A 24174-nucleotide genomic window follows, 5' to 3' on the forward strand; every position below is an offset into this window, starting at 1 on the left:
CGTTTCGACCGGGACACTTTTTTATGTGCTTACCCTAGGGGACTGAGCAGGACAAACGCCTCATACGTTAAATGACATAATATATATTATCGGATTGAAGGGGCCCGGTGAAGGAACAATGTGAACGCCCCGGCACCGCCCCTGAGCAAAAGTCCGCTAAATCGGTTAGAATGAACCGCTAAGCATTACAAGGAGGCACTTATCGTGGCTGATCGCGCGCTACGCGGGATGCGTATGGGTTCCAATTCTCTCGAGTCCGAAGAAGGCGTTGTTTTTGTCGAGCGCCAAAACGTGGATTACACCTGCCCGGAAGGCCACGCCTTCGACGTTCCTTTCGCGATAGATGCCGAAGTGCCCGACTCTTGGGAATGCCCGGTTTGTTCGAAAACCGCGATACGCAACGGTGTGGAAGATTTCCAAGAGGAAAAAACCTCTAAACCGCAGCGCACCCACTGGGAACAGCTGATGGATCGGCGCAGCGAAGAGGAACTCCAAATTCTGTTGGATGAACGTCTGGAAGCCCTGCGCACCGGACGGCGCCACTACGGACGTTGAAAGTACCCTATTTCGAGATCGGTTGGCTTCTAGCCAACGAAAATGACATAACGTTATGAATTATGGAGCAGTTCCCGAATCCGCCACCGGGCGACTTCCAGGAACGCTTCCTTGATGATTGACCCGCTCATTTTCGAGGTACCCGCCCGGCGTTCCACAAAGGTGATGGGCACTTCTACAATCTTGCCCCCCGCCCGGCGTGTCCGCCAGGTCATCTCAATCTGGAAACCGTACCCTTTTGATTCAATCGTGTAACGCTGCAGTAGACGGGTCAAAAAATCAACCCGATAAACCCGAAAACCCGCCGTCGTGTCGGCTACGCCCAGACCCAGAACCATGTTGACATAAAAACTTCCCGCTCGGCTCAGCAGCTGGCGCGAAGCAGACCACCCCGCGGTCGCTCCCCCACTGCGCCACCGCGAGCCGATGACCAGATCCGGACGACCGCTGCCGTGGGCCAAAGCCAGCAGACGCGGTAAGTCCTGAGGCCGGTGCGAGCCGTCGGCATCGAATTCCCCGACCCAGGTAAATCCGTGACTATCAGCCCAGGCAAACGCGGCCAAATATGCCGGTCCCAGACCGTCCTTGCCCGCCCGGTGCAACACGTGGAGCTGCGGTTGGTCCGCAGCCAAGGCGTCTGCCAGCTGACCGGTACCATCAGGCGAGTTATCGTCCACAATGAGGACATGAATCCCCGGAGCTTGGGCTAAAACCTCGCCGGTAATCCATTCCAGGTTTTCCCGCTCGTTATAAGTCGGGATGGCGATAACGGTTTTCGCGTTGAGGTTAGTGTTTTTCACGTTTCCAGCTTTCTGTCAGAGCTAATAATACTTGTAAAACCCCAGCTAGGACCACTAATATCAGCGAGCCCAGACCGAGCAGTCCCCCGATAACGGTGGCGGGCGTAGCCCCGCTGCGCAAAGGAATATCTGTAACGAAACTGCCGGCTGTAAAGTTCGGAATGACCCGGCCTACTATCCGGCCGCGGGCGTCAATCCGCGCGGTGGAATCCATCGTGGACACTTGAATGGTGTCTAAGCCGTGTTCGGCAGCGCGAAAGCGGGCGATGGCGAGCTGCTGGTCAGCTTCGTCGGAGGAACCGAAGAAAGAGTTGGATGTCGGCACGTAGAGGAAGTTCGCGCCGGTGACCGCTTGGCGCACCAGGTCATCATCGGCAATCTCGTAACAAATCGGGCTGGCTAGGTGTACATCTTTACCGGCCAGCGAGACCTCTAGCTGTGCCACGCTTTCGCCTGCAGTGAGGTCAGTAGGAACCAGGGCGGCGAAAGTGGGAATGACAGCTGCAAAAAATTTCCGCCAGGGCAGATACTCGCCGAAAGGAACCAGGTGTTTTTTAGCGTAAGTGTCTCGAGCCTGGCCGTTTTCCCACACCAAGATGGTGTTTTGCAGGGAAGTCATATCAACTTCGTTCCCGACAAGGCTGGCGACGCCCGGTCCGCGCGCCCCGGCTCCCAACGTTCCGGTGATGAGCGGGGCTTGGAAGGCTGCGGTGACTTCGTTCACGAGAGCGGCCGCACGAGGGCTGGTGCGCGGGTCCACGTCTGCCGCGTTTTCCGCCCACAGCACCACGTCGACATGTTGAGCTGTCTGTTGGCGCAAACGGAGAGACTCCTCCACGTGGTTTTGTAGCACTTCGTAGCGTTTTCCAAATGCCGTTTGCGGCTCGCGACCAGGGGTATTACCCTGGACCGCCGCTGCCGTAACGTGCCCGGTAATCTCTGGCAACGCGGGGTGTGCCAAGTTGGGAAAAACGGTAGCTGCGATAACAGCAATGAGTGAAACCATCCGCAGCGTTACGCCGCGGTGATGGCCCAGAATTTCTAAAACGGCAGCGGCGATGAACACGCAGACCCCGCTGACCAGCGCGCTGCCGCCCCACGGCGCCCACGCCAACAGCGGAGTATCAACCAGGGCAAAAGCAAGCTTTGACCAGGGAAACCCCCCGAAAGGCAGCAAGGCACGCAGCTGTTCCACCCCGACCCAAGCCAAAGGCGCCCAAACCAGCCGCGCCAACCCAAACAAACGGGGAAAACGCGGGATGGCCTGTTCCCCGCGCACCCACACTTGTGCAAATAAACAGATAAACAGCGTCTCTAAAATGGTCAAAGCAATCCACGGCAGGGCCGAACCGGCAGAAACCTCGGTCCAGGTCAACTGCGGACCGAAAAAACCGAGGCCCCACACTGCTGACACCAACAGAACCCGGCGCCCAGGCTTGCTACGCTCATACTGCCAGCGCAGAGTGCCCAACAGAATCATTACGGAAGGAACCAGCAACAGCCACAGATTCCAGTGCGGAAAAGCCAGGGCTCCAGCCACTCCCCCTATGAAAGCCAGGGGCAGAGCTATCAGAAGTCCCACGTCACCACTCCCCGCTTGACCTGGTTGATGACGCTGCGGAATTTTGTGTGCAGAGCCGGATCGAGATTCAGTTTGCGTAGCTGGTCGGCGAGGTCAATGACTTGGCGAATGACCCGCACGAAGTCGCCCGCGCTCATGCCGGTCAGCTCCAGACACTGCCCGAGGCTGACGTCCTGCGCCCACGCCACGACTCCGGGCAACAAATCCGTTTCTAACGGCGGGTAAGTCTCGAGGTAGTGTTCTTGCTGCAGGGTAGCGATTTCAAAGTTAATCCGCCCCATGGATTCCAACGCCGTGGCCAGGCTGGGAGAAGCCTCAGCTGGAATCAAGCGAGACAATCCTCCGGTGCGGTTTTGCGCCAAGCACACCGAGAGTGCCCCCGCCACATCGGCCACGTTCAAATCATCGAAAACGCCGCGGCGCAAGCATTCCACGACCAGCAAATCCCGTTCGTTATACACCGATTGCAGCATGGTTCCGGCGTCACGCAGACGAAAATCATCATCGACATAGTTCAGTTCTCGCAACACTTGGCAGGTTTGGTCCAGCTGGCGAGCCAGGGACTTGGTGCGGTTTTCTATCCTCTGGCGAGTCGTCTGGGCCGATTCCCGGTTTTTGGCAGCCTGACGGGCTTTCACCAGGTGTTTGTCCCGGTCGGGGCAGCTGTAGACCGGGTGGGCTTTCATCTGGGCGCGAGCCTGTTCAATGGCCCGGCGGTCAGCTTGCTGTTTCTCGGGGGTGTTTTCCCCGCTGTGACGCCGCTGTTTGGCCTGCTTTTCCGCTTTGGACAGGGCGTTCATCAGGTCCAGCAGCGCCAGCACATCTCCACGCTCGCAGTGTGCCTCGCGTTCTTGATTCGCGGCCAATTCTTCAAACCGGCGCAGCTGTGAGAACAGTTTGCGCGAACTTCCCAGCGCCACATACTGGGCAAACGATTTTTCGACAGTTTCTTTCGCACCCTCCAAGGTGGTGCGGGCCAGCAGGTTTGCCGCCATGTTAAAGGTCGGGACGAAGGCTGAGTGCAGCGGGTAGGTTTGCTGACTGGCCAGGTTGGCCAGCAACTGCGGGGGATTCTTCACTTCCATAAGGGTCAGGGCATACCCCACAGAATCGATCCCGCGGCGTCCGGCGCGACCCGTGAGCTGGGTGTATTCCCCCGGAGTTAGGTTCGCGCGTTCTTGGCCGTTCCACTTGTTCAGTGATTCCAAGACAACGGTACGGGCAGGCATATTAATGCCTAGAGCCAGCGTTTCGGTCGCGAAAACCAGGCGAATCAGGCCTTTCGCGAACAGAGACTCGGTCAGCTGCTTTTGAATCGGCAGCAACCCGGCATGGTGCGGGGCGATACCGGCAGCCAGGGTTTCTTCCCAGTTCGAAACATCAATCGCGCTCAAGTCGCCCTGGCTGAAACCTGCCAAGTTAGTCTCTATTTCGAGGCGAATCTGGTCGGCTTCCGGTTTGGTGGTGAAGCGCAAACCGGCGTCAAACACTTGCGCCGCCGCGTCGTTACAACCCTGCCGAGAAAAGATAAACACTATCGTCGGAAGCAGCTCTTGCTGTTCCAGACTGCGCGCTACCGCCGGTCTGTCCGCTCGAATCCGGCGGGGCATCCGGCCGCGACGCGGCATGACCTGCTGGGCGGCTTGCGCCAGCAGAGCCCGGTTCAGGTGTCCCCCCACATCGCCTTTGGCGAACAGGGGCAGAATCTCTCCCGAGGCGCTAATCATAAAGTGTTTCAACGGCACCGGGCGGACAGAGGTCGAGATAACGGTGGTGGGACCGCGCAGGGTCTGGAGCCATTGAGCGAACACGTTGGCGTTGGAAATCGTGGCAGAAAGGGAAATGAGGCGCACCGCCGCATCGAGATGAATAATGATTTCTTCCCACACCGGCCCGCGGAAATGATCGGAGAGATAGTGAACCTCATCCATGACGACATATCCCAGGTCCGCCAGCGGCGCGCCTGCATAAATCATGTTCCGCAGTACTTCTGTGGTCATCACAATGATGGCGGCGTCACCGTTTATCGCCGTGTCGCCGGTCAACAGCCCGACATTTTCCGCACCGAATAACTCCACCAGTTCCAGATACTTTTGGTTGGACAGGGCTTTAATCGGTGTCGTGTAAAACAGGCGTTTGCCCTGCCGCAAAGCCAGGAAAATCCCATACAGGCCGACGATGGTTTTTCCAGCCGAAGTCGGGGCGCTAACCAGGACATCTTGCCCCTTATCGAGTACCTGGCAAGCCTCGATTTGAAAGTCATCCAGGGGAAAATCGAACAGGGCTTGGAACTCGTAGAGTTCCGGGGATTGCTGGGTCGCTCTGAAAGCTTGATAGCGCTGGGCAGGAGAAGGGTTGGTAGCCTCGGAGCCTTCCGTTTGCGCCAATCGCGCGGCGGCTTTCTGGCTCTCGCGGTAACGGTGACGTTTGGGACTCATAGTTTCAGATGTCTATTGCCGCGGTGCCACCAAATCGTAGCTCGCCCAACGGTCATGAGCGGAGCGCAGACGGCGCTGCTTGTTGGCTTTGCGAGCCTGCTTCACCTCGGCGCGGGCCACCCGTGCCGCGCTCAAAGTTGCGGCATCCCCCGTGGGAGCTGGCTTTCGAGCCGGTGGGCGGACCGGTTCCGCAGTGTCGGCGGCGGGCAGCTCAATATCGCGAACCGTCCGATAGAGACGTATTCCACGCACGATAATCCACGCGGTCGTAACCACGAAAATAATCACGGCACAAATTACGGCGATGAGCCACACGATACCCTGAACACTCATAACTCAATCTTACCTGTCCGCAGTCGATAGTGCGGAGCCGACCTGTGCATAGAGCGCAAGGGTCGCGGCGCCCACCTCGCCGGCAGCCGCCACCACCGGCTCTATCGCTGGCCCACCAATAATGGCTTCTATTTCGCTCGCTAGGATCTGTATAACCCGCTGCAGCCAGGCAAAATCCTTAACCTTTAAACGCACCCGGTACGTGGTGGAGGACTGATCGACCGTCTGGGCGTGAATAATCGTGTCCACGTAGGATTTCGCCTGATTTTTCAGCTCCAGATCCACTGTCTGGTACTTGTAGCTGGGTTTTATCGGGAGTTTCTCGGGAATCATCTCCTCAGTAACGCGCAGGTCACTGAGGCGATCTAGGCGATATTTGTGCCACTTGTTCTTCTCGAGGTTCACCCCCACCAGATAAACATGGTAGCGGTCTGTATAGACAGACCTGGGTGCCACTCGGCGGTCTGCGGTGTCCCAGCTGGCGTTGGTGTAGGTAAAGACGACCGTGTGGCCCCGCTCGATGGCCCGATTTAGCGTCTCCAACGAGTTTTGTATGGAAGGCGGCACCGTGTTCGTCACCAACTGCGGGGCGGCAAGTTCGTGCGCCTGGCCCAACCAAGAGGCGACCTTCAGGCGAGCGGTCGCAATCGCCTCTTGTGACGACGGCGCCAAATATCCGGCGACTTCCAGCCCTAACAGGAGGGACAACGCCTCGTCAGCACTGAAGGACGGGGGCATCACCCAACTGCGAGAACCGTTGACTTCAATGGTCCCGTCCTTACGTATCGAGGGTAGGAAACTGTCGTAGTCAGATTTTTCGTTGCTGGCGGCCGCATCCAAGTCCAAGAAATCCCAGATAATGTTTTTGATGTCCTGAGGTTGGAGGCCAAAGTGTTTCGCCAGTTCATCTACGGTGCAGGTGTCGCCGGCAGTGCTCGCATTAAAGATAAACGTCATCACCGCCAGGGATTCGGCCGTCACACGCGTCTGGTTATCAATGGAAACACCAGTTTTCCGGGGTCTGAACTCGTCAAATTTGAGACGTCCGGTTTCATACTCACCCTCCGTCAACTTGAGCTGAGTGAGACTTTCCGCCGCCTGCACGGTTGCCGTCGCAAGTTTCGGGGGGTCGAGCACCACCAGGTGGGTCATTGCTTCGGCGGCCAGACGGCTCCAAGTATAGAAATCCGGTTGTTTAGCTCGATAGAGATTCCACCCGGCAGGGATCCGCTCAAGCCCGGTCAACCCCAGTTCCGCTCCCTGGCGAACAATATCATCATGCTCACAGATGAGTTCCGCGTTCATGACTGCTTCCGAGGCTTTGACGGGGTCTGCCACAAACATGACCCGTTCCAAGGGGCTCTCTAGAGAGACGCCGCGAGGGGACTCCACGTACTCGGTAACATCAAAGGTCTGGTCGGTAATAACCAGTTTACTGAGACGGGATAGCTTGAACGTTCGGAAACCTTGGCGGGTTTCATCGAAACCGCGAACATAGAAAAATCCGCGAGACAGCATCATCATTGTGGGACGCACCCGTCGATGCGTGGATTCACCATAGCGGGCCTGGTAATCGAATTCAATGAAGTGATGCGCGGCGATGGCGTGAAAAATGTCTTGCGTCAGACGCGAAATGAGCACCTGCGACTGGACTTCCAGCGGATTGTCGGGGTCGATGACACTCACGGAACGAACATGGGAATCTATTTTGGTAAAGTTCCCTTCCAATAATCCCAGCGCCAGGTGGACCCAGACTGATTCAGCCGCGTCAAAAGCCAGCGTCTGGCGGCGCGAATCGGGCCGCAACAGGTAACGATTTTCCGTTCCGACGCTGTTGCGTTTATCTTCCACGATGATATCGCCCAGGATTTCGTTGAGGATTTGGATATCGTCGCGGATTTTGTCACTGTAAGTTTCATGCGACTGCGTCGAGTCAGCACCGGAACGAGCCGAGAAGTAGGGTCCGATGGTGGCGGTATAGGCGGCGTAGATTTCATCATAGGTTAGCGGGCGAGCTTCTCGGTAAAAAACTGTTAAAAGCCCCTGGTAGCGCCGCGACGCTGAGGCGAGTGCCGTTTCACTGGGGAGGTCTTTACGCCATTCGTAATCGTCATCTTCATCGAAAATGTCGGGTTCACTCGGTGCCTGGTGCATAAAAAAATTATAGCGACGGACTTTCGGGATTTGTCTGAACTCTAGGTTGAAGCGGCTATGCTTAAACCCGTGATGATTCGGAAAGCACGCGTTCTGGAAGTGCAACGCCAGACCCCACATCAGGTTCTGCGCTGCGAAATCGTGGCTGCGCCTCCCCGCCAGGAAACCGGGCCCGCCGTGAGTTTCCAGCCCGGTGACAACTGCCGAGCCATCTGCTACCCGGAGCTGCTCGGTAACGCTGAGCCCGGCGATATCATCCAGATTGAAGTCTCTCCCCTGGCTAAAGCCTTGGGCACCGGTGGCGAAGCTATGGTCCTGGCCAATGAAACCCGCCTGCCGGCAGACGAACTGCCTAATCCTGGCCACCTGGTGAAGGCCCGCTACACCCCGCATCAAAAAGTGGTGTTGGGTGCCGACGAGCCGGACAGTCCCTACCACTCTCTGTTGCGTTCGGCGGATAACCTGGATGGACTTCCCGTTTTGGTGACGGATTTGCATTCAGCTCTGCCAGCTATCGTGGCGGGATTCCTGTACCAAAACCCGCGAGCCCGGCTGGTCTATATCCAAACTGATGGCGGCGCCCTGCCTTTGGCGTATTCCCGTACCGTAGCCCAAATGCGCGAGTCCGGCAGTTTAGCCGCCACCATCACCTGCGGGCAGTGCTTTGGCGGCGATTTTGAAGCTGTCAGTTTTCCCTCCGCCCTGTTCGTGGCTTCCGAGGTGGTCAAGGCCGATGCGGTCATTGTGTCTCAAGGTCCGGGCAATCTGGGTACCGGCACTCGGTGGGGCTACTCGGGGGTCGACGGGGCGCAATTTTTGCATACGGCTTCGGCGTTAAACGGTCATCCCATTGCGGTGCTGCGGATGTCCAGCGGCGACGCGCGCCCCCGGCACTACGGAATTTCGCACCACTCCCTGACCATGTTGACCTGGATGGGACTGCCCCCTCTGGACGTGGTGCTTCCGGTTTTCGACCTCGACAACCCCATCGAAAATGCCCTGGCTGACCCGAAAGGAACGTTCGCTCCCCTGGTGAAGTCCCAACTGAGCCTTTTGCAAGAACACCATCGGGTCATCAACCAGCCCACTACGGGACTGTACGCGGCACTGGAGGCCTTCCCAGTGAAACTTTCCACGATGGGGCGAACGCTGGGCGAAGACCCGGCCGCTTTCCTCGCGGCGGCAGCGGCGGGAGCCTACGGAGCGACCGTGCCCACCCGCGAATCCAAGAAACCACAGAAAGACCCCAGCGTCGCGAGCTGAGGAGCAACAGCGTTACAGACGGCAGGCTTTCAGGTCAGTCACCAGGATGCCGCGCGCCCCGGCCGCGTAGAGACGGTCCATAATTAGGTTCACGTCCGCGGCTTTCACCATGACCCGCACCGCTTTCCAGGTGTCCTCAGCCAGGTCGGAAATCGTCGGGGATTCAATACCGGGCGTAATTGCCAAGAGTTCCGCGAGCTGGGCTGACGGAGCGTTGTAATCCATCAATACATAGGTTCGCGCCACCATCACGCCCCGCAGGCGTGCCGCCACCGTTTGCAGCTGAGTGTGATTTTCTTGACCCGAGGTGGTAATCAGCAAGGCTTCCGATTCCAACAGAGGCTCACCGAAAGTTTGCAAACCGGCAGCCCGCAGCGTGGAACCGGTCTCGACCACGTCGGCAATCAAATCGGCGATGCCCAACTGAACGGAAGACTCCACCGCGCCGTCCAGGTGTACCACGCGAACCCCGGAAATCCCGTGATCATCGAGAAACTTTTTCAGCAGTAGGTCATAGGAGGTCGCCACTCGTTTGCCTTGAATGTCCGCCAAGTCGTGGAACTGGTCCGCTGGCCCGGCAAACCGGAACGTGGAGCGGGCAAAGTCCAGCCCGAGATATTCCACCGCTTCGACCCCGGAGTCAATCAACAAATCCCGACCGGTGATGCCGCAGGACACGACCCCGGAACCGACATAAACCGCAATGTCACGCGGACGCAGAAAAAAGAACTCGACATCGTTACCCTTGTCGATAATCGTCAACTCGCGTCCGCGCCGAGTTACTTTATAACCGGCTTCTTTTAGCATCGTTACTGCCGGTTCGCACAGCGACCCTTTATTCGGCACCGCGATTCGTAACATGGCTGACTCCCCTTTTCTCAAGCTGTTATTGACTGTTTTCCGAGTCGTTCCGGATTTGGACTACGGGCAACGCCGCTCTACATATGCTGGTAAATATCTTGGGGCTTAAAGCCTTTCGCCACCATCATGACCTGCAAGTGATAAATGAGCTGTGACATCTCAATCTGAGCCGCTTCCTCCGATTCGTATTCGCACGCCATCCACACTTCGGCGGCTTCTTCTACGATTTTTTTGCCGATGCCGTGGACTCCCCTGTCCAGTTCCTCAACAGTACGGGACCCCTCCGGGCGCTCGTTCTTTCGGCTCACAATAATCTGGTACAGGTCTTCAAAATTATTCACTCTCTAAGAGTATGCAACCTCGCCGCGTTTTAAAAATCTCTATCCTGACGGCCAGGGCTCTAGGCGGTTTGGTAAGTAAACTTTCCGACCAACGTATCCAATCCCTTGGCCTGGTGAGCCAACGTGGCTGCCGTAGTGGAAACCTCACCCGCGGTGCTGGCGTTCTGTTCGGACAACGTCACCGCTGTGTGCATCAGCTCGCTCATCTGCCCCACGCATTCATTCATCTGGGTCAACGATTCCATGAGATGTTTCGCGGAGGTGTCCTGAGCACTCAAGGACTCGGAAATCTGAACCTGGACCTGCGCCATCTCTTCGACCACTCGCGAGATGCTTTCAATCTCCTGTACCGCCTGCACCGTCGAATCTTGAATAGAGGTGACTTTCGTTTCGACCTCGTGCGTGGCGCCCGCAGTTTCAGTAGCGAGGCTCTTAACCTGGTCCGCCACCACGGCGAAACCTTCTCCGGCGTCTCCCGCGCGCGCCGCTTCGATGGTGGCGTTCAGTGCCAGCAGGTTCGTTTGTTCGGCGATGTCCGCAATTATCTTTACCACGGAAGAAATTTCGTCGGCCGCCTGGTTCAAAGCCGTGACGCAGGCGGTGGCTTGCCCCACAGCCTGCACCGCATCGTCAGAAAGACCGGCGGCAATCTCGGTGGCGTGGCGTATCGTCACCATCTCTTTTTGCAGCTCCATGCGGGACTCGTCAGCCCCGGCAGAAGCCTGACGTGACATCTCGGTCTTCGTCAAAGCCTGTTCCAAAGTTTCGGAAGTATTTTGCGCCACCTGGCTGGAATCAGCGGAAGTCACGCCCAGTTCCCCCGATGCCCTATCAACGTTATCGGAAGCCGCCTTTACCGTGCCCATAGTTTCCGCCAAAACTCGGATAGCTTGCCGCAGTTTCCACGACATTCCCGCCAAATCGTCGGCTCCCATGACTTTGGGCAAAACGGTGAAGTTCCCGGCACTCAAAGCTTCCACCGAGGCGTTCAATGTTTTAATCTGTCGGGTGACCTGGATAATGACCACCACTATGGGGGTCATTACGAAAATGCAGGCCAAAATGACGGTGACGATGACCACCACGATTCCGATGTTCAACAGGTGTTGGGCTTCGGCTAGAGCCTTGACCGTGGCTTGGTTGGTGGCTGTAGCGCCGGCCTTTTGCAAAGCCTGCGCAATCAAGATCAGGAACACGGTGGTAGAACCGGCGACCATGCACGCTGAAAAAATTGTGATAACCCCATTCATCAGCAATTTCTTGGTCAGAGTCCACCCGGCTCGAAATTGTTTATCCGTTTCACGAGGCGGTTGGGTCGGGAGTTGCGCGCTTTCCTGTTCCATCGTTGCCATAAGGTTTGCCTAACTACATACGCGAGTGCGGTTTTCTGCATTTATTTTAACAATACAGGGCGGGATTCGGGTCTGTACCACCCGAATCCCGCGAAATGCCTCGAATTTACTTTGTGGCGGATGACTTGGCGTGCAGGGATTGCCACGGCCTAGCGATTTTTTCCAAACCTGCCTGATCCAAAGAACTGAGGTCAACTTTGTCGTCCAAAGCCCCGACCTGGCCCAAAAGGGCAATCATTGCCTTAAACTTTTGCGGGTCAGGCGCGGCAGCGCGTCCGGGGTCAGCCGGGTCGTAGTTGGGCAGATGTTCCAACTCCAGCGTCGCCAAGTTGACTTTCTGGGCAGCCTGCAGGGAGGCGGCAGTGTTCAGCGTTTGGTCATACTTTTTCGTGTATTCCACCGCTTTTTCCGGATCCTGCTGGATACTGTTGATGGCTTGGGCCATAGCGTTGATGACACCCTCATTCGCGGCGTCCTGGTTTTCACACTGTTCGCCGGTCGTCACCACGGCCGCACCCACCAAAGGAAGATTCGGCGGCAGGGGAATCTCGGTCACCTCCAGCCCCGCCAGCTGGAACTGCACCAGGTCGTTATTGGAAAACCCGACCACCGCATCGACTTTCCCGGTAGCCATCTGAGTCTGCTGGGTATATCCGATTTCCGAAATATTTACGTCCTCAAGGCTCAAACCCGCCTGCTGTAAACCTGCCTGGAAACCAAACCAGCTCGAGCCAAACCGGCCGGGGACGCCTACAGTTTTCCCTTTCAAATCGGCCCAGGAGGTAATCCCTGACTGCTTGGTTGCGATAACTTCCACCGGATATTTTTGGTACAGGATACCCGTCACGCACAAATCCATACCGGCCGAAATCGCCTGCACTGCTTCGTCAGCAAACGCCACCACGTAGTCCTCTTTATGGGACAGAAGAGCGTTGAACAGTCCCTCATCGGCTCCGTGATGACGCAGGTGAACGGGCTGGAGGCGCTCTCCCCCGCCGTTATCCCAACGGAACAGCTGGTCTTGGGCCGCCACATAGAACGGTGCGAACTGCACGTTGGGGATATACGTCAAACCGATTGTGACCGCCCGGTCCGCCCCGGCGGGACTACCGGCAGACCCAGCGGAACTCCCCTTTTCCGCAGTGGAACCGGCAGCACAGCCGGACAAAACGGCGGCACTGACAGCCAGCCCGGCTAGGGACCTGATAAAACGATGTGACATCTTGTGAACCTTTCTTTGGGACGCGGCTAAACCGCGTTTACCGTTTTGGAATGACGCTCCAGGCGATAGACCCCCAGATATATCAACGCGGCCACCGTGCAGATCATGATTAAACTCACGAACATTCCCGGTGTATCCACGTTGTGTGACTGCAGGGTAATCAGGGTGCCCATGCCGTGTCCGCCGATGACCATCTCACCCACCACCGCACCGGTGATGGACAGGGTCACGCCGTTTCGGATGCCGCCCAGTAGAGACGGTAGCACCAGCGGAAACTCCATGTATTTCATCAGGTCCCACGTCCCGGCGCCATCGAGTTTGGCGGCTTCCAAAATGCTGGCGTTCAGGTGATGCAAACCCACGGTGGTGGAAACCAAGATGGGGAAAAACACCATCAACGCGCACAACACCGCAATGGCAAAACGCGGCGTCGGCAGCCAAATCAACAACAGCGGCGCCAGCGCGACCGCCGGAACCGCTTGGGAAGCCCCCAAAAACGGCTGAACCGCCGCGTTTAGGAGCCGCAGGTGATGGATTGCAAACGAAAGCGGCACACTCACAATCAGTCCCAAGACGGTTCCTCCCGCCGCGGCCAGCAACGTGTTTCCCAGGTAAAGCCAAAACGTTTTGCCGCTCAACAGCTCCACACCGGACTGAACTACGTCACTGGGACGCGGCAAGATAAATGTCGGAATGTTTCCAGAACTTGTCGCGAGGAACCAGACTGCCACAATGAGCAACGCCAAAGCGAGTGGGGCAATGACATTGAGTGGTCGAAACTCCGGGACGGCGTTAACCGTTGACGGTGCCCGGTTTTGACTCATTGACATCTTCACCCCTTTCGGTTTGTCACCTCATTGGACAGCCCAGGGCAAAGAAAGATGAACGCTCACCGATGCCTCAGTAAACATACGCAGGCGCGGCGAAACGTGCAGCTCTTCCCATCCGGACTTTAACCGTCGGTATCGGAGTTTCACCGATTCAACTCGTGCGCACACGAGGTCGCGGACTTTACCGCCGGTGCTGAATTACACAGCCCCCAGAGCTACTTACAGTATAGCCTCTCAGCGGTGCACTCAGGACCAATCCTGAAAAAGCGTTAATGGGTGTGCGCATCTGCGCCGATGGCGCGCAACGTGGCGAGAGCCTCAGCGGGTTTCCGCTTGAACACGTAGGAGCCGGCCACCACCACGTTAGCCCCGGCTTTCAGCACCAGCGGCAAGGTTTCTTCGTTAATTCCCCCGTCGACCTCGATATCGAGGTTCAGGCGGGCGTCTTCGGCATATTTGCGTAGCTTGCGAATCTTTGGCAACACCTCGGGAATAAACTTTTGCCCCCCAAAGCCCGGCTCCACGCTCATGACCGTGACCTGGTCAAACCGACCCAAAATGTCTTTCACCGCACTAGCCGGGGTGGCTGGATTCAGTGCAATGCCGGATTTGGCGCCTAAACTGTGCAGCACGTCAGCGGTTCGCACCGGGGCTTTCGAGGCTTCCAGGTGGAAACAGACTATCGCGCAGCCGGCTTTCGCGTATTCCAAGGCCCAACGGTCTGGATTTTCAATCATCAAGTGAGCGTCCACCGGTAGTTTCGTGGCGTTCAGCACCGCTGTGGCAGTCGGCAACCCCCACGTCAGATTGGGCACAAAATGATTATCCATAATGTCGAGGTGAACCCCGTCGGCACTCTTGATGTCTTGCAGCGCCTGGGCGAAATGCATCTGGTCGCAGTTCAGCACGGAGGGGTAAATCTTAAGGCTCATATCGGTTCCCTTCTTTCCTCTATTGTCTAATTCCGAAGTGGGTCGCGGACAATTTTGACCTGGTTTTATTCCTGGGAATCAGGCAGTTTTTGAATCAACGCCAGAAACATGGCGTCGGTACCGTCTCGGTCAGGCCACAGCTGCAGGTAAGGTCCCAACCCGAGGTCATGTTCCGGGTTGACGATGATGTCGCGGGCCACCGCGGGAGCATCCAACACCCGCAAATCCGCACGATTTTTCACCGCGTTTTCGACCACCTGGCGAGTTTCAGCCAAATGCGGGCTGCAGGTCGCGTATCCCACGACTCCCCCCGGCTTCACCGTTTGCAAAGCGGATTGCAGCAGCTCTTGCTGTAGGGCGGTCAAGTCCTTTAGGTCGGCGGCGGATTTGTTCCATCTGGCTTCGGGGCGGCGCCGCAGCGAACCCAGGCCAGAACAGGGTGCGTCCACCAGCACCCGGTCGGCTCTACCCGGATGAAGTTCACCAAAATCGCGGCCATCGCCCTGTAAAACCTGCACTGGCTGGTCCGTAAATGCTTTCGTGGAATCACGCACCAGTTCAGCCCGGTGTGGCGAAACCTCATTGGCGATGACAGAGACGTCACGCGAGCGAGCTAACCCTGCCAGCAGCGCCGTTTTCCCGCCAGGTCCGGCACACAAATCAACCCAGGTCCGCTCCACCCCCGCCACGGGCGCGGCTGCCAGGACTTTGGCGACCAGTTGCGAACCTTCGTCCTCTACCCCGGCGAGGCCCCGCTCTATAGCACGCAGCCGCCGCGGGTCGCCTCCGGACAGCACCACTGCACAATCGGAGAGTTCACCCAAGCGAGTATCGACGTCGAGATAAGTTTCGGCCGCGGTCGCCAGCTCATCAGCAGTTATCAAACCCGGCCGGGCGCACAGCGTCACGTAAGCGGGACGGTTTTGGGCGTGAAGGAGTCCCGGCAGCTCCGCGGCATCCCGGCCGTTGGCGACCAGGGCATCGCGCAGCGCCCACACAATCCATTCCGGATAGGAAAATGCTCGGCTCAGGGCTTTTTCCCCGGTCAGTCCCTGCGTGATGGCATCGAGCCAATAGGACAGGTCATGTTCCGTGACTTTGCGCAGCACCGCGTTTACCATCCCGGCCGGACCGGCCGATAAGCGGTCTCGTGCCAGGTCTACCATCGTGTCTACCGCGGCGTAGTTTTCCACCCGCATCTGGAGGATTTGATGAATCCCCATTCGCAGCACCGTCAGCAGCTCCGGATCCAAAGCCGCGACGTCCCGGTCACTGAGCAGCCCGATAATGGCGTCGTAGCGCCCTTGTAAACGCAATGTTCCGTACACCAGCTCGGTGGCAAAAGCCGCGTCGCGGCGATGCAAATGCGCCCGTTCAATCAGGCCGGGCAGCACCAAATTGGCGTAAGCATGGTCTTGGTCTACGCGGCGCAAGGCTTGAAAAGCGACGTCACGAGCGGGGTCGCGCCGGGCTTTGCTTCGATAGGCATAACCGGTGCGAGAGTTACGAAAATTTCGGGCCGCGCCCCCGGCTTTCGCACTGTGATGCGTCGAGCGAGACTGGCCCCCGGAAGCGCCCCTTGGATGGTTCACTCCTGGCCTCCCATCGGGCTCGAACTGCCAAACTTCGCGCCGCTTTCCAAGTGAGCTCCGCGCGCCCAAGCCTCAGCCGGCATAGGTTTTTTCCCGGCTGGAGCCACGGTGCCTAAACACACGGGAGCCGAACCGGTTCCGACCCACACCTCGTGACGAGTGGTAAATATCTGACCGGGCTCCAGAGGCGGGATAGGCATCGTCACGGGCGGATTCGCCTCCAGGACACCCAGTTTCATGCGGGAATCCTGCCACATCGTCCAGGCGCCGGGAGACGGCGTGAATCCTCTGATGTGGTTGGCAATCGTGTCTCCCGGAACGGACCAGTCGATTTCGCCTTCCGCCGGGTGCAGGGGCGGCGCGTAAGTGATGCCGGCTTCCGCTTGCGGTTCGGGGGCAACTCCCCGTTCAATCAGGGACAGGGCTTGCTCCAGCGGTTTGACGCTTAGTTCGGCGAGTTCGAGCAACACATCCCCCGCCGCCGCTTGCTCCGGCACCGTATAAGAGCAAGTTGCGTAAATGGGGCCGGTATCTAATGCGGGTTCCAGCTGAAAGACCGTAACGCCGGTTTGGGTGTCCCCCGCCTGGAGAGCACGCTGCACCGGGGCGGCGCCCCGCCAGCGAGGCAACAGGGAAAAATGGATATTAATCCACCCGAACTGAGGAATTTCTAGAATATCAGCCGGCAAAATCGCTCCGTAAGCGACGATGACACCCAAATCTGGCTGGAGGTCACGCAAAAATGCAGCGGCTTCTGTATTGTTCTTAAGGGTTTTGGGCTGATAGAGCATCAGGTCGTGCTGGGCCGCATAGGTGGAAACCGGTGACGGGGCCAGTTTCCGGCCTCGGCCGGAGGGTGCGTCCGGGCGCGACAGCACCGCCACCAAGTCGTGTGCAGATTGTTCGAGGTATGTCAATACGGGGAGGGCCGCCTGGGGAGAACCGGCGAAAACAATACGCATACCAACTATCCTATCTAAGTTCGACTAACGGGTTTAAAGGCGACTGCGCGGTCTATCCGATTTGACCGGCGGGATCGGGGGGATCCACCACGATGCGCAGAGAGCCGCTGCCGGATTTTCGTTGCCGAGCACACTGCAGTTCTATCGCGCGCAACGCCCGCCCAAAATCCTGACTGTCACGCAGCTCCACCGACACAAACGCGGTGCTGAGCGCGGGGTTTTCCCGTGCCGGTACCGGACCAAACACCGTGATTTCGGGAAATCCCTGGCGCAGAAATGCCAGCACCTCGCCTAGGGACTCCCCCTGCAACAAAGCTGTGCGCCACGCGGGAGCAAAGTGACCCTCTTCGCGTTCCCGCAGATCTAAGGCAGCGAAACCCCAGGGATCCCAACGTACTAGGGCTTGTTCTAGGCGCGGGTCAATCCGGTTTGTCACCAAGATGCGCCCCTCGGGTTTCACCAAGGCTCCGGCTGCCATAAATTGCCGCATGACTTCTTGGGAGGTCCACAGGGCGGTCCGATTGGCCCACATATGAGCCCGTAGGATAACCGCAGCTTCGTACCCGCCTACGGCGAACGGTTCGCCCTCCGGATAGGCTATGACCAGACGTGATGCTCCGTCTATGAGACCGACCCGGCCTTTTCCAGGACGGGAAACCAACACCGGCACTCCCGAAAACGCTCGCCCAATGTCATCAATCACGGTGCGTGACTGCAGGTGACGCCCGCGCATTTTTATACTGGCACAGTTTGGGCAGGCATAGTTGGCGGGGATATTGCCGCAGCGAGTGCAAACCAAGCGGGAACCCTCAAAGGTCAACGGTCCGCCGCACACTTCGCACATCGCGTTAGCACCGCAGTTTATACAGCTCACGACCGAAAAAGACCCGTCGGGAGGCACCAGCAGCAATACTGGCCCGGATTTCAAACCGTGTCTCACCAGGCGCAGAGCGGCGTTTGGCAGGAGCATCGCCCCTGTCATGCCTTCCGCCAGCTGAGCATCCTCGCTGAGGAATTCAAATCGTCCCGTGCATTGGCGCAAAACGTCGCGATGCGGGGCCAGACCGCGGGCAAAGTGGCGGGTCACCAGCTGCAGATCCCCCGCGTTGACAGAATAGTGCGCCAACACCAGAGCGGCGCCGCATAGCTGGGAACGCATCAGCAGGACTTGCCGAGCGGAAAAGTTCGGGAACATATCCGAGCTGAGCGACCACGCCAAGTCATCCCAGAGGTTAAACAAACCGGGACGAGCCAACGGCAAAAACACAGCTCCACGAGTGCCTACCACCACCGCGGCGGTGCCGAAACGAGAACGCAAGAACGTTTCATAGGATGCGGCGGTAGGGATTTCCGAGGTATACAGCACAACTTGGTTTGAGTCGGCAAAGTAGTCCCGCAGATACAAATAGGCTTCATCGGCTTGCTCTACCGTAGGCATCACCACCAGGGATTGTTCCCCGTTAGACCAGGTCGCCGCCACTAACTCGGCTATGGGCTGGAAACGTGAGGCGGGTTGGAAATGTGGATTGTTACCCAGCGGTAGCGCGCTAACGACGGCGCGAGGGTGGTGTCCCTGACACAAATCAGAGAAAAACTCGATTCCCCCGGCGTAGCGCGCCCAAGTCGTTTCCTCTGGTGGTGCCACCGTGACCGCGGTCGTGTCCCACTGAGGAGGGTCGGTGGAAAAGGCCTGTTCTACCTTGACGCGCCGCTCCGGCAGGGCGTAGCGCAGCAGGGAGGACGGTCCCGTCCCGTAATAGAGAGAGACGTTTTCCAGCAGTTCCAGGGTGGAAGCGTCTAACAGGGGCAGGTCGCCCAAGGTGCGTTCGATTTCCCGCAGCGGCTTTTGCCACTCGGTGCTGTCTTTCCGCTCCACGATGACCCCGGTGTAGCGTTTCGTCCCAACTTTCACTTTCACCAGCACCCCCGGAGCTGCCGCGGCATCGAGCTTTGGGGGAATCAGGAAGTCAAGAGGCCGGGACAAGGCGGGCGTGAACGTGTTGAGCAGTACCTCCGCCACGGGCTTTTCCACACCATCGACCCGCACCTCCCGCGGTCCGGGAGGCGCGAAATCGTCCAGTGGCAATATCGGTTCAGCAAGCACGACTTAATTACAGCTCATACCCCGGAGACGAAAATCCGGCAGTTGCCAATCCATCGCGAAAGTCGGAGCCAAAACCAGCCCCGCAGCGGGTTTCACTGGAAATACTCTTTGAGAGCTTGCGCCCGATTGGTTTCTTCCCAACTGAAACCGTCGCGCCCAAAATGACCATAGTTGCTGGTGTAGCGGAAAATTGGACGAGTCAGGTCCAAATCCCTAATGATGGCGGCGGGACGCAAATCGAAAGTCTCACGAATTGCCGCGGCCAGTTCCGTGTCAGCAACGACACCCGTCCCGAAGGTTTCCACCGACAGGGACACCGGGTTGGCTCGGCCAATCGCGTAAGCGGTTTGGATTTCGCAGCGCTTCGCCAAACCTGCCGCCACGATATTCTTAGTAATCCAACGCAGAGCGTAAGAAGCAGAACGGTCGACCTTTGAGGCGTCCTTACCGGAAAACGCTCCTCCCCCGTGACGCGCCATGCCCCCGTAGGTGTCCACAATAATCTTGCGACCGGTCAAACCGGAATCCGCAGCGGGCCCGCCGATAATGAACTGACCCGATGGGTTCACCAAAATTTCCGTGTCCTTTGTGTCCAGCTCGATATCCAACTGATCGAGTACCGGGCGAATAACCTCCGCTTCGACCATAGCGCGCAGTTCGGCCTGGGTGCGATCCGGGGCATGCTGGGTCGAAACCACGATGGTGGACAGGGCGCGCGGCACCCCGTCCTCGTACTCGACAGACACCTGGGTTTTCCCGTCGGGACGCAATCCGGAAACAATCCCCTCTTTGCGCACCTGAGCCAGGCGTTGGGAAAGTTTATGAGCCAGCCAAATCGGCATCGGCATCAAATCCGGAGTTTCATCGCAGGCATAGCCGAACATAATCCCTTGATCCCCGGCGCCTTGCTGATCCAGAGGGTCGTAGGCTTCGGGACCTTGACGCACTTCCAGGGAATGGCTGACGCCCGCTTCAATGTCCGGGGACTGCTGTCCCAAGGAAACCATTACGCCGCAGCTGCGCCCATCAAAGCCAATCTCCGAGGACGTGTAGCCAATCTGGGCAATCTCGTGTCGCACAATGTGGGGAATCTCTACGTAGGCCTCGGTCGTCACTTCACCCATAACATGAACCAGTCCGGTCGTGACGAACGTCTCTACCGCAACGTGCGCCGCCGGATCTTGTTCCAAAATAGCGTCCAGGATTGAGTCGGCAATCCGGTCGCAAACCTTATCGGGATGTCCTTCAGTGACAGATTCAGATGTGAAAGTGACTTTTTTACTCATAAACGAATTCTAGTGACTTTGCGAGATTTCTCCAGCTAGTCGGAGCATGACCTCGGCGACCTCAAGTTTTGTGCCGCTGGCTTGCCCCCGTTCGTTGCCTTGGGAATCAAAGAAAATCAAGGTGTTTGTCTCAGTCGCGAAGCCGTGGCCGTCCCCGACCCGATTCACGCACAACAGGTCCGCGCCCTTCGCCAGAGCTTTCTTGCGGCCTTGCTCCCGCACCTGTGCCTCGCTACCGGTCAGCGCCCCAAATCCCACAATGGTCTGGTTTTCGCGGCGGTGCTCAATGAGATTCATAAGGACGTCGGGGGTGCGTTCCAGTTCCAGAGTAGGGATAGTTGCGTCATGGCGGGTTATCTTGCCCGAGACGCGAATCGGGCGAAAGTCCGCGACAGCGGCGCACATAACCACGAGGTCCGCCCCCGCGGCGACGGCGTTCATCTGGTGCAACATGTCCTCAGCGGTTGGAGCCTCCACGACCTTCACCCCGCCAGGAATGAGAGCCGCTTCTACGTTGGCGGCCACTAACGTGACGTCGGCTCCGGTCTCTAGAGCCGCCCGAGCCACCTCGCACCCTTGGCGTCCGGTTGACCGATTCCCCAAAAAACGCACCTCGTCCCAAGGCTCGCGGGTTCCCCCGGCGGACACCACTACGGAACGAAAACTCATGGGCGGCCTTGTGAAAACTAACTGATGGAACCGGGGTTGCTCACGCCCAGCTGCGCCAAAACCGCGTCACAGATGACGTCGGGTTCGCTCAAGCGGCCGATACCATAAGTGTTGTCGGCCAGCTTGCCAGTTTCAGGACCGATAAAGCGCCAACCTCGGTCACGCAGCACCGCCGCGTTGTCCTGGGTTGCCGCGTTTTCCCACATCGTGGGGTGCATAGACGGAGCGATGAGACGCGGGCAGTCCACCGTGATAGCGACCAGGGTGAGGAACTCGTCAGCCAGACCCATGCGGAACCGTGCCATCAAATCGGCGGAAGCACCCACCGTCAGAAACAGGTCAGCTTGGCTGGCCAAGGTGACGTGGGTTATGAAGTCCGGGGTCTGGAACACATTGGTATGAATCGGGTGACCGCTCAGGGACTCCCAGGTCGCTTTCCCCACAAAATTGAGGGAATCGACCGTGGGGCAAACCCACACATTGACCCCGGCAGCAGCGAGACTGCGCAGCACTTCGATGGCTTTGAACGAAGCCACGGAGGCGCCTACCCCCAAGATGACGGTTTTCTCTAAACCGTGGGGGGCGTCCAAGTCAGGCGTTGTCATCTTTCGCCAGACCCTCGGGGAAGGAGGCCGCCAAGGCTGCCAGCGGATCCACCGGTGCCGGGGTTTCTTCCTCAGGAGTCTCTTCCTCAGGCTCATCGCCCTTCAACTGCATATCCAACATGCCTTGGGCAATCTCGTGCATGGCGATAGACAGCGGCTTTTCCCGCGGACCGTGATCAACCAGCGGGCCGATAGTGTCCAACAGACCAGCTTCCAGTTGCTGGTTGTAGGTGTTAATCTGGCGTGCGCGAGCCGCCGCGAAAGCCACCAGGGCGTACTTGGAATCAACGTTTTCCAACAGGTCATCAATAGGCGGGTCGGTGATGCCCTCGGGGTGGGCGACGGTTCCGGTCATAAAAATCCCCCTCAATAGTGATTTTTGGTTTCTTCAGCCCAGCTATCCTAGCGCAAACCCATAATTTTAGCCAGTTGCGCGGTGGCGTTAGGCACTTCGTCGTTCACCACGATTTCGTCGAATTCCTGGGCAGCAGCCAGCTCCGTGCGCGCCGTTTCCAGGCGCAGATGCTGCTCTTCCAAAGATTCCGTGCCACGGCCTTGGAGGCGGTGCACCAGTTCCTCCCAAGACGGAGGTTTGAGGAAGATGGTGTGAGCGTCCGGACGCTTCGCCTTCACCTGCCGCGCCCCCGCCAAGTCAATTTCCAACAAAACCGGTTTGCCCTGACGTAAAGCCTCATCGACCGGAGCGGCAGGAGTACCGTAGTAGTTTTTGCCGTGAACCTGTGCCCACTCCAGCAGTCCCCCGGCTTCGATGAGCTGTTCGAACTGGGGTTTCGTCATGAAGAAATAGGACTGTCCGTCTACTTCCCCCGGTCGGGGATCACGAGTGGTGGCGGAAACGGATAGGTAAAACTCTCCCGGAAAATTCGCACAGAGAGAACCCACCACTGTTCCCTTTCCAACAGCGGTGGGTCCGCTAAGTATGAACAGCCGGGCAGTAGCGCCGGCAGTTACCATCAGCCGAAACGCTTGATGAGTTCGGCAGTCTGGTGAGGACCGAGGCCACGGATACGGCGAGCCGGGGAAATCCCGATTTCTTCCATCGCCAAAGCGGCGGTCTTAGAGCCGACGCGAGGAAGCGACTCTAGCAAGGATTGAACTTTCATCTTTGCCAGGGCTTCATCCTTTTCGGCTGCCTTTAAGATCTGTGACAGCGTCTTTTTGCGGTTCTTTAAATCAGCTTTGATTTCAGCGCGATGTTTACGCGCCGCCGCAGCCTTCTTCAAGGCTTCCGCGCGCTGTTCAGCGGTAAGTGGAGGAAGTGCCATTTGCTATACTCCTGTTTTTCTGTCTTCTTAATGGACGTGAATTGGTCAACGACCAACCCTAGTGAGCATTCTATACAGGATTGCTTCACGAAATGAGGGATTTAAGTGATTCTAAATTTTCTCCAAAGGCGGCTTGCAGTGCGCCCGGCTCAGGGCCGCGGCGCAAAATCCCTCGAGAACTCGACACAATAATCCGGTCTGCGGCTTTCCCAAAGACTTTGGCGACACTTTCAGCGTTTCCACCCTGAGCGCCAAAACCGGGCACCAGCAGGGGCGCATTCGCAGCATCCAGCAGCGACTCCAAACCGCGCATACGCTCCCCCACAGTGGCTCCGACGACCAACCCTACGTGACCCCAGTACCCCGCTTGTGCCGCCTCACAATTTTCCGCACCCGCACGTTGCATAATATCCGCGGCTAGGGACTTCACAGGTGTCTCACCGTCGTCCATAATCATCGCTGATTGAATCGAGGCAGACTCCGGGTTGGAAGTCAAAGCCAATACGAACGTCCCCTTGCCTTTCTGTTTCGCCAGGTCCAGTGCGGGACGCAGGGATTCGAATCCCAAGAACGGACTCAGCGTCATTGCGTCAGCCTCCAGCGGCCCTTCTGACAGGTACGCCCTCGCGTAAGCGCTCATAGTGGAACCGATGTCGCCACGCTTCACATCTACAATGCTGAGTGCCCCAACATCGTGAATCGCCCGCAGAGTGGCGGTGAGCGCGGAAATCCCGGACGAGCCATATTCCTCAAACAGAGCCGATTGCGGTTTAAAGAATCCGCACAAATCGCCCAGCGCGTCCAGCACTCGCATGGAAAAATCCCATACTCCCGCCCCACTGCGCGGTAACCCCCAAGCCTCCAGCAACTCCGGGTGAGGATCAATCCCCACGCACAAGGGTCCCTGGTTCGCTATGGTTTCCTGGCAACGTTTCCCGAATGGTTCAACCGGATTAGCTTCTGGCGCAGCGCTCATGACTTCCCTTTCTCAAGTGACATCAGGAAAC

Annotated in this window: 22 protein-coding genes, 1 pseudogene and 1 riboswitch; of the genes and pseudogenes, 2 read left to right on the top strand and 21 right to left on the bottom strand. The window is 57.9% G+C overall.

The window, feature by feature from the left end:
- Positions 1-204: 204 nt before the first annotated feature.
- Positions 205-555: an RNA polymerase-binding protein RbpA gene (locus RQ935_RS01035; RefSeq protein ID WP_311496820.1), complete on the top strand. Its 351-nt coding sequence runs from the start codon at positions 205-207 to the stop codon at positions 553-555.
- 53 nt (positions 556-608) lie between these two features.
- On the opposite strand, the gene RQ935_RS01040 is transcribed toward RQ935_RS01035, so the two are convergent.
- Genes RQ935_RS01040 through RQ935_RS01060 form a run of 5 tightly spaced genes read right to left on the bottom strand, consistent with a single transcriptional unit; the run spans position 609 to position 7862 of the window.
- Entirely contained in the window at positions 609-1355 is a 747-nt protein-coding gene (locus tag RQ935_RS01040; protein ID WP_311496821.1) for a polyprenol monophosphomannose synthase, read from the bottom strand.
- The gene (gene lnt, locus RQ935_RS01045; protein WP_311496822.1) at positions 1342-2937 is read right to left on the bottom strand and encodes an apolipoprotein N-acyltransferase; all 1596 of its coding nucleotides are present in this window, start codon (positions 2935-2937) and stop codon (positions 1342-1344) included. Before lnt ends, RQ935_RS01040 begins: the two co-directional genes overlap by 14 nt.
- On the bottom strand, positions 2925-5375 hold the full coding sequence (locus RQ935_RS01050; RefSeq protein ID WP_311496823.1) for a DEAD/DEAH box helicase: 2451 nt from the start codon (positions 5373-5375) through the stop codon (positions 2925-2927). Before RQ935_RS01050 ends, lnt begins: the two co-directional genes overlap by 13 nt.
- A gap of 12 nt (positions 5376-5387) precedes the next feature.
- Positions 5388-5708, bottom strand: a complete 321-nt coding sequence (locus RQ935_RS01055) for a histidine kinase (RefSeq protein ID WP_311496824.1) — start codon at positions 5706-5708, stop codon at positions 5388-5390.
- A gap of 9 nt (positions 5709-5717) precedes the next feature.
- Positions 5718-7862 (bottom strand): WYL domain-containing protein, encoded by a 2145-nt coding sequence (locus RQ935_RS01060; RefSeq protein ID WP_311496825.1) that lies wholly within the window; start codon positions 7860-7862, stop codon positions 5718-5720.
- 69 nt (positions 7863-7931) lie between these two features.
- Between RQ935_RS01060 and RQ935_RS01065 the strand changes: the two genes are divergently transcribed.
- Positions 7932-9125, top strand: coding sequence for a DUF3866 family protein (locus RQ935_RS01065; RefSeq protein WP_311496966.1), 1194 nt, complete (start codon positions 7932-7934; stop codon positions 9123-9125).
- Between the two features lie 12 nt (positions 9126-9137).
- Here the strand turns inward: RQ935_RS01065 and hisG are convergent, their stop codons facing one another.
- The 16 genes and pseudogenes from hisG to pyrF form a co-directional block, all read right to left on the bottom strand.
- A complete protein-coding gene (gene hisG / locus RQ935_RS01070) occupies positions 9138-9986 on the bottom strand; it encodes an ATP phosphoribosyltransferase (RefSeq protein ID WP_311496826.1) in 849 nt (282 codons plus the stop codon).
- 77 nt (positions 9987-10063) lie between these two features.
- Entirely contained in the window at positions 10064-10327 is a 264-nt protein-coding gene (locus RQ935_RS01075; RefSeq protein ID WP_311496827.1) for a phosphoribosyl-ATP diphosphatase, read from the bottom strand.
- A 59-nt stretch (positions 10328-10386) separates the two neighbouring features.
- Positions 10387-11679 (bottom strand): methyl-accepting chemotaxis protein, encoded by a 1293-nt coding sequence (locus RQ935_RS01080; RefSeq protein ID WP_311496828.1) that lies wholly within the window; start codon positions 11677-11679, stop codon positions 10387-10389.
- Between the two features lie 106 nt (positions 11680-11785).
- The gene (locus RQ935_RS01085; RefSeq protein WP_311496829.1) at positions 11786-12901 is read right to left on the bottom strand and encodes an ABC transporter substrate-binding protein; all 1116 of its coding nucleotides are present in this window, start codon (positions 12899-12901) and stop codon (positions 11786-11788) included.
- Positions 12902-12927: 26 nt separating this feature from the next.
- Positions 12928-13731: an ABC transporter permease gene (locus tag RQ935_RS01090; protein ID WP_311496830.1), complete on the bottom strand. Its 804-nt coding sequence runs from the start codon at positions 13729-13731 to the stop codon at positions 12928-12930.
- A gap of 99 nt (positions 13732-13830) precedes the next feature.
- Positions 13831-13952, bottom strand: a riboswitch (FMN riboswitch).
- Between the two features lie 48 nt (positions 13953-14000).
- Positions 14001-14663 carry a ribulose-phosphate 3-epimerase gene (gene rpe / locus RQ935_RS01095; protein ID WP_311496831.1) on the bottom strand — a complete coding sequence of 221 codons (663 nt, stop codon included), beginning with the start codon at positions 14661-14663 and terminating at the stop codon, positions 14001-14003.
- A 65-nt stretch (positions 14664-14728) separates the two neighbouring features.
- The gene (locus tag RQ935_RS01100) at positions 14729-16255 is read right to left on the bottom strand and encodes a transcription antitermination factor NusB (RefSeq protein ID WP_311496832.1); all 1527 of its coding nucleotides are present in this window, start codon (positions 16253-16255) and stop codon (positions 14729-14731) included.
- Positions 16252-17217 carry a methionyl-tRNA formyltransferase gene (fmt, locus tag RQ935_RS01105; protein WP_311496833.1) on the bottom strand — a complete coding sequence of 322 codons (966 nt, stop codon included), beginning with the start codon at positions 17215-17217 and terminating at the stop codon, positions 16252-16254. Before fmt ends, RQ935_RS01100 begins: the two co-directional genes overlap by 4 nt.
- Before the next feature lie 52 nt (positions 17218-17269).
- Positions 17270-19321, bottom strand: a complete 2052-nt coding sequence (locus tag RQ935_RS01110) for a primosomal protein DnaI (protein WP_311496834.1) — start codon at positions 19319-19321, stop codon at positions 17270-17272.
- A gap of 92 nt (positions 19322-19413) precedes the next feature.
- Entirely contained in the window at positions 19414-20607 is a 1194-nt protein-coding gene (metK, locus tag RQ935_RS01115; RefSeq protein WP_311496835.1) for a methionine adenosyltransferase, read from the bottom strand.
- Positions 20608-20616: 9 nt separating this feature from the next.
- Entirely contained in the window at positions 20617-21276 is a 660-nt protein-coding gene (locus RQ935_RS01120) for a phosphopantothenoylcysteine decarboxylase (RefSeq protein WP_311496836.1), read from the bottom strand.
- A gap of 17 nt (positions 21277-21293) precedes the next feature.
- Complete coding sequence (locus RQ935_RS01125) at positions 21294-21881, bottom strand: flavoprotein (protein WP_311496837.1); 588 nt, start codon at positions 21879-21881, stop codon at positions 21294-21296.
- Positions 21882-21972: 91 nt separating this feature from the next.
- Positions 21973-22236, bottom strand: a pseudogene (gene rpoZ / locus RQ935_RS01130) (DNA-directed RNA polymerase subunit omega); the annotation flags it as partial.
- A 47-nt stretch (positions 22237-22283) separates the two neighbouring features.
- The gene (gene gmk / locus RQ935_RS01135; RefSeq protein ID WP_311496839.1) at positions 22284-22856 is read right to left on the bottom strand and encodes a guanylate kinase; all 573 of its coding nucleotides are present in this window, start codon (positions 22854-22856) and stop codon (positions 22284-22286) included.
- The gene (gene mihF, locus RQ935_RS01140) at positions 22856-23167 is read right to left on the bottom strand and encodes an integration host factor, actinobacterial type (protein WP_297721410.1); all 312 of its coding nucleotides are present in this window, start codon (positions 23165-23167) and stop codon (positions 22856-22858) included. Before mihF ends, gmk begins: the two co-directional genes overlap by 1 nt.
- Positions 23168-23252: 85 nt before the next feature.
- A complete protein-coding gene (pyrF, locus tag RQ935_RS01145) occupies positions 23253-24143 on the bottom strand; it encodes an orotidine-5'-phosphate decarboxylase (RefSeq protein WP_311496840.1) in 891 nt (296 codons plus the stop codon).
- Positions 24144-24174 lie beyond the last annotated feature (31 nt).

The sequence above is a fragment of the uncultured Mobiluncus sp. genome (genome assembly GCF_963511525.1).
Lineage (GTDB): Bacteria > Actinomycetota > Actinomycetes > Actinomycetales > Actinomycetaceae > Mobiluncus.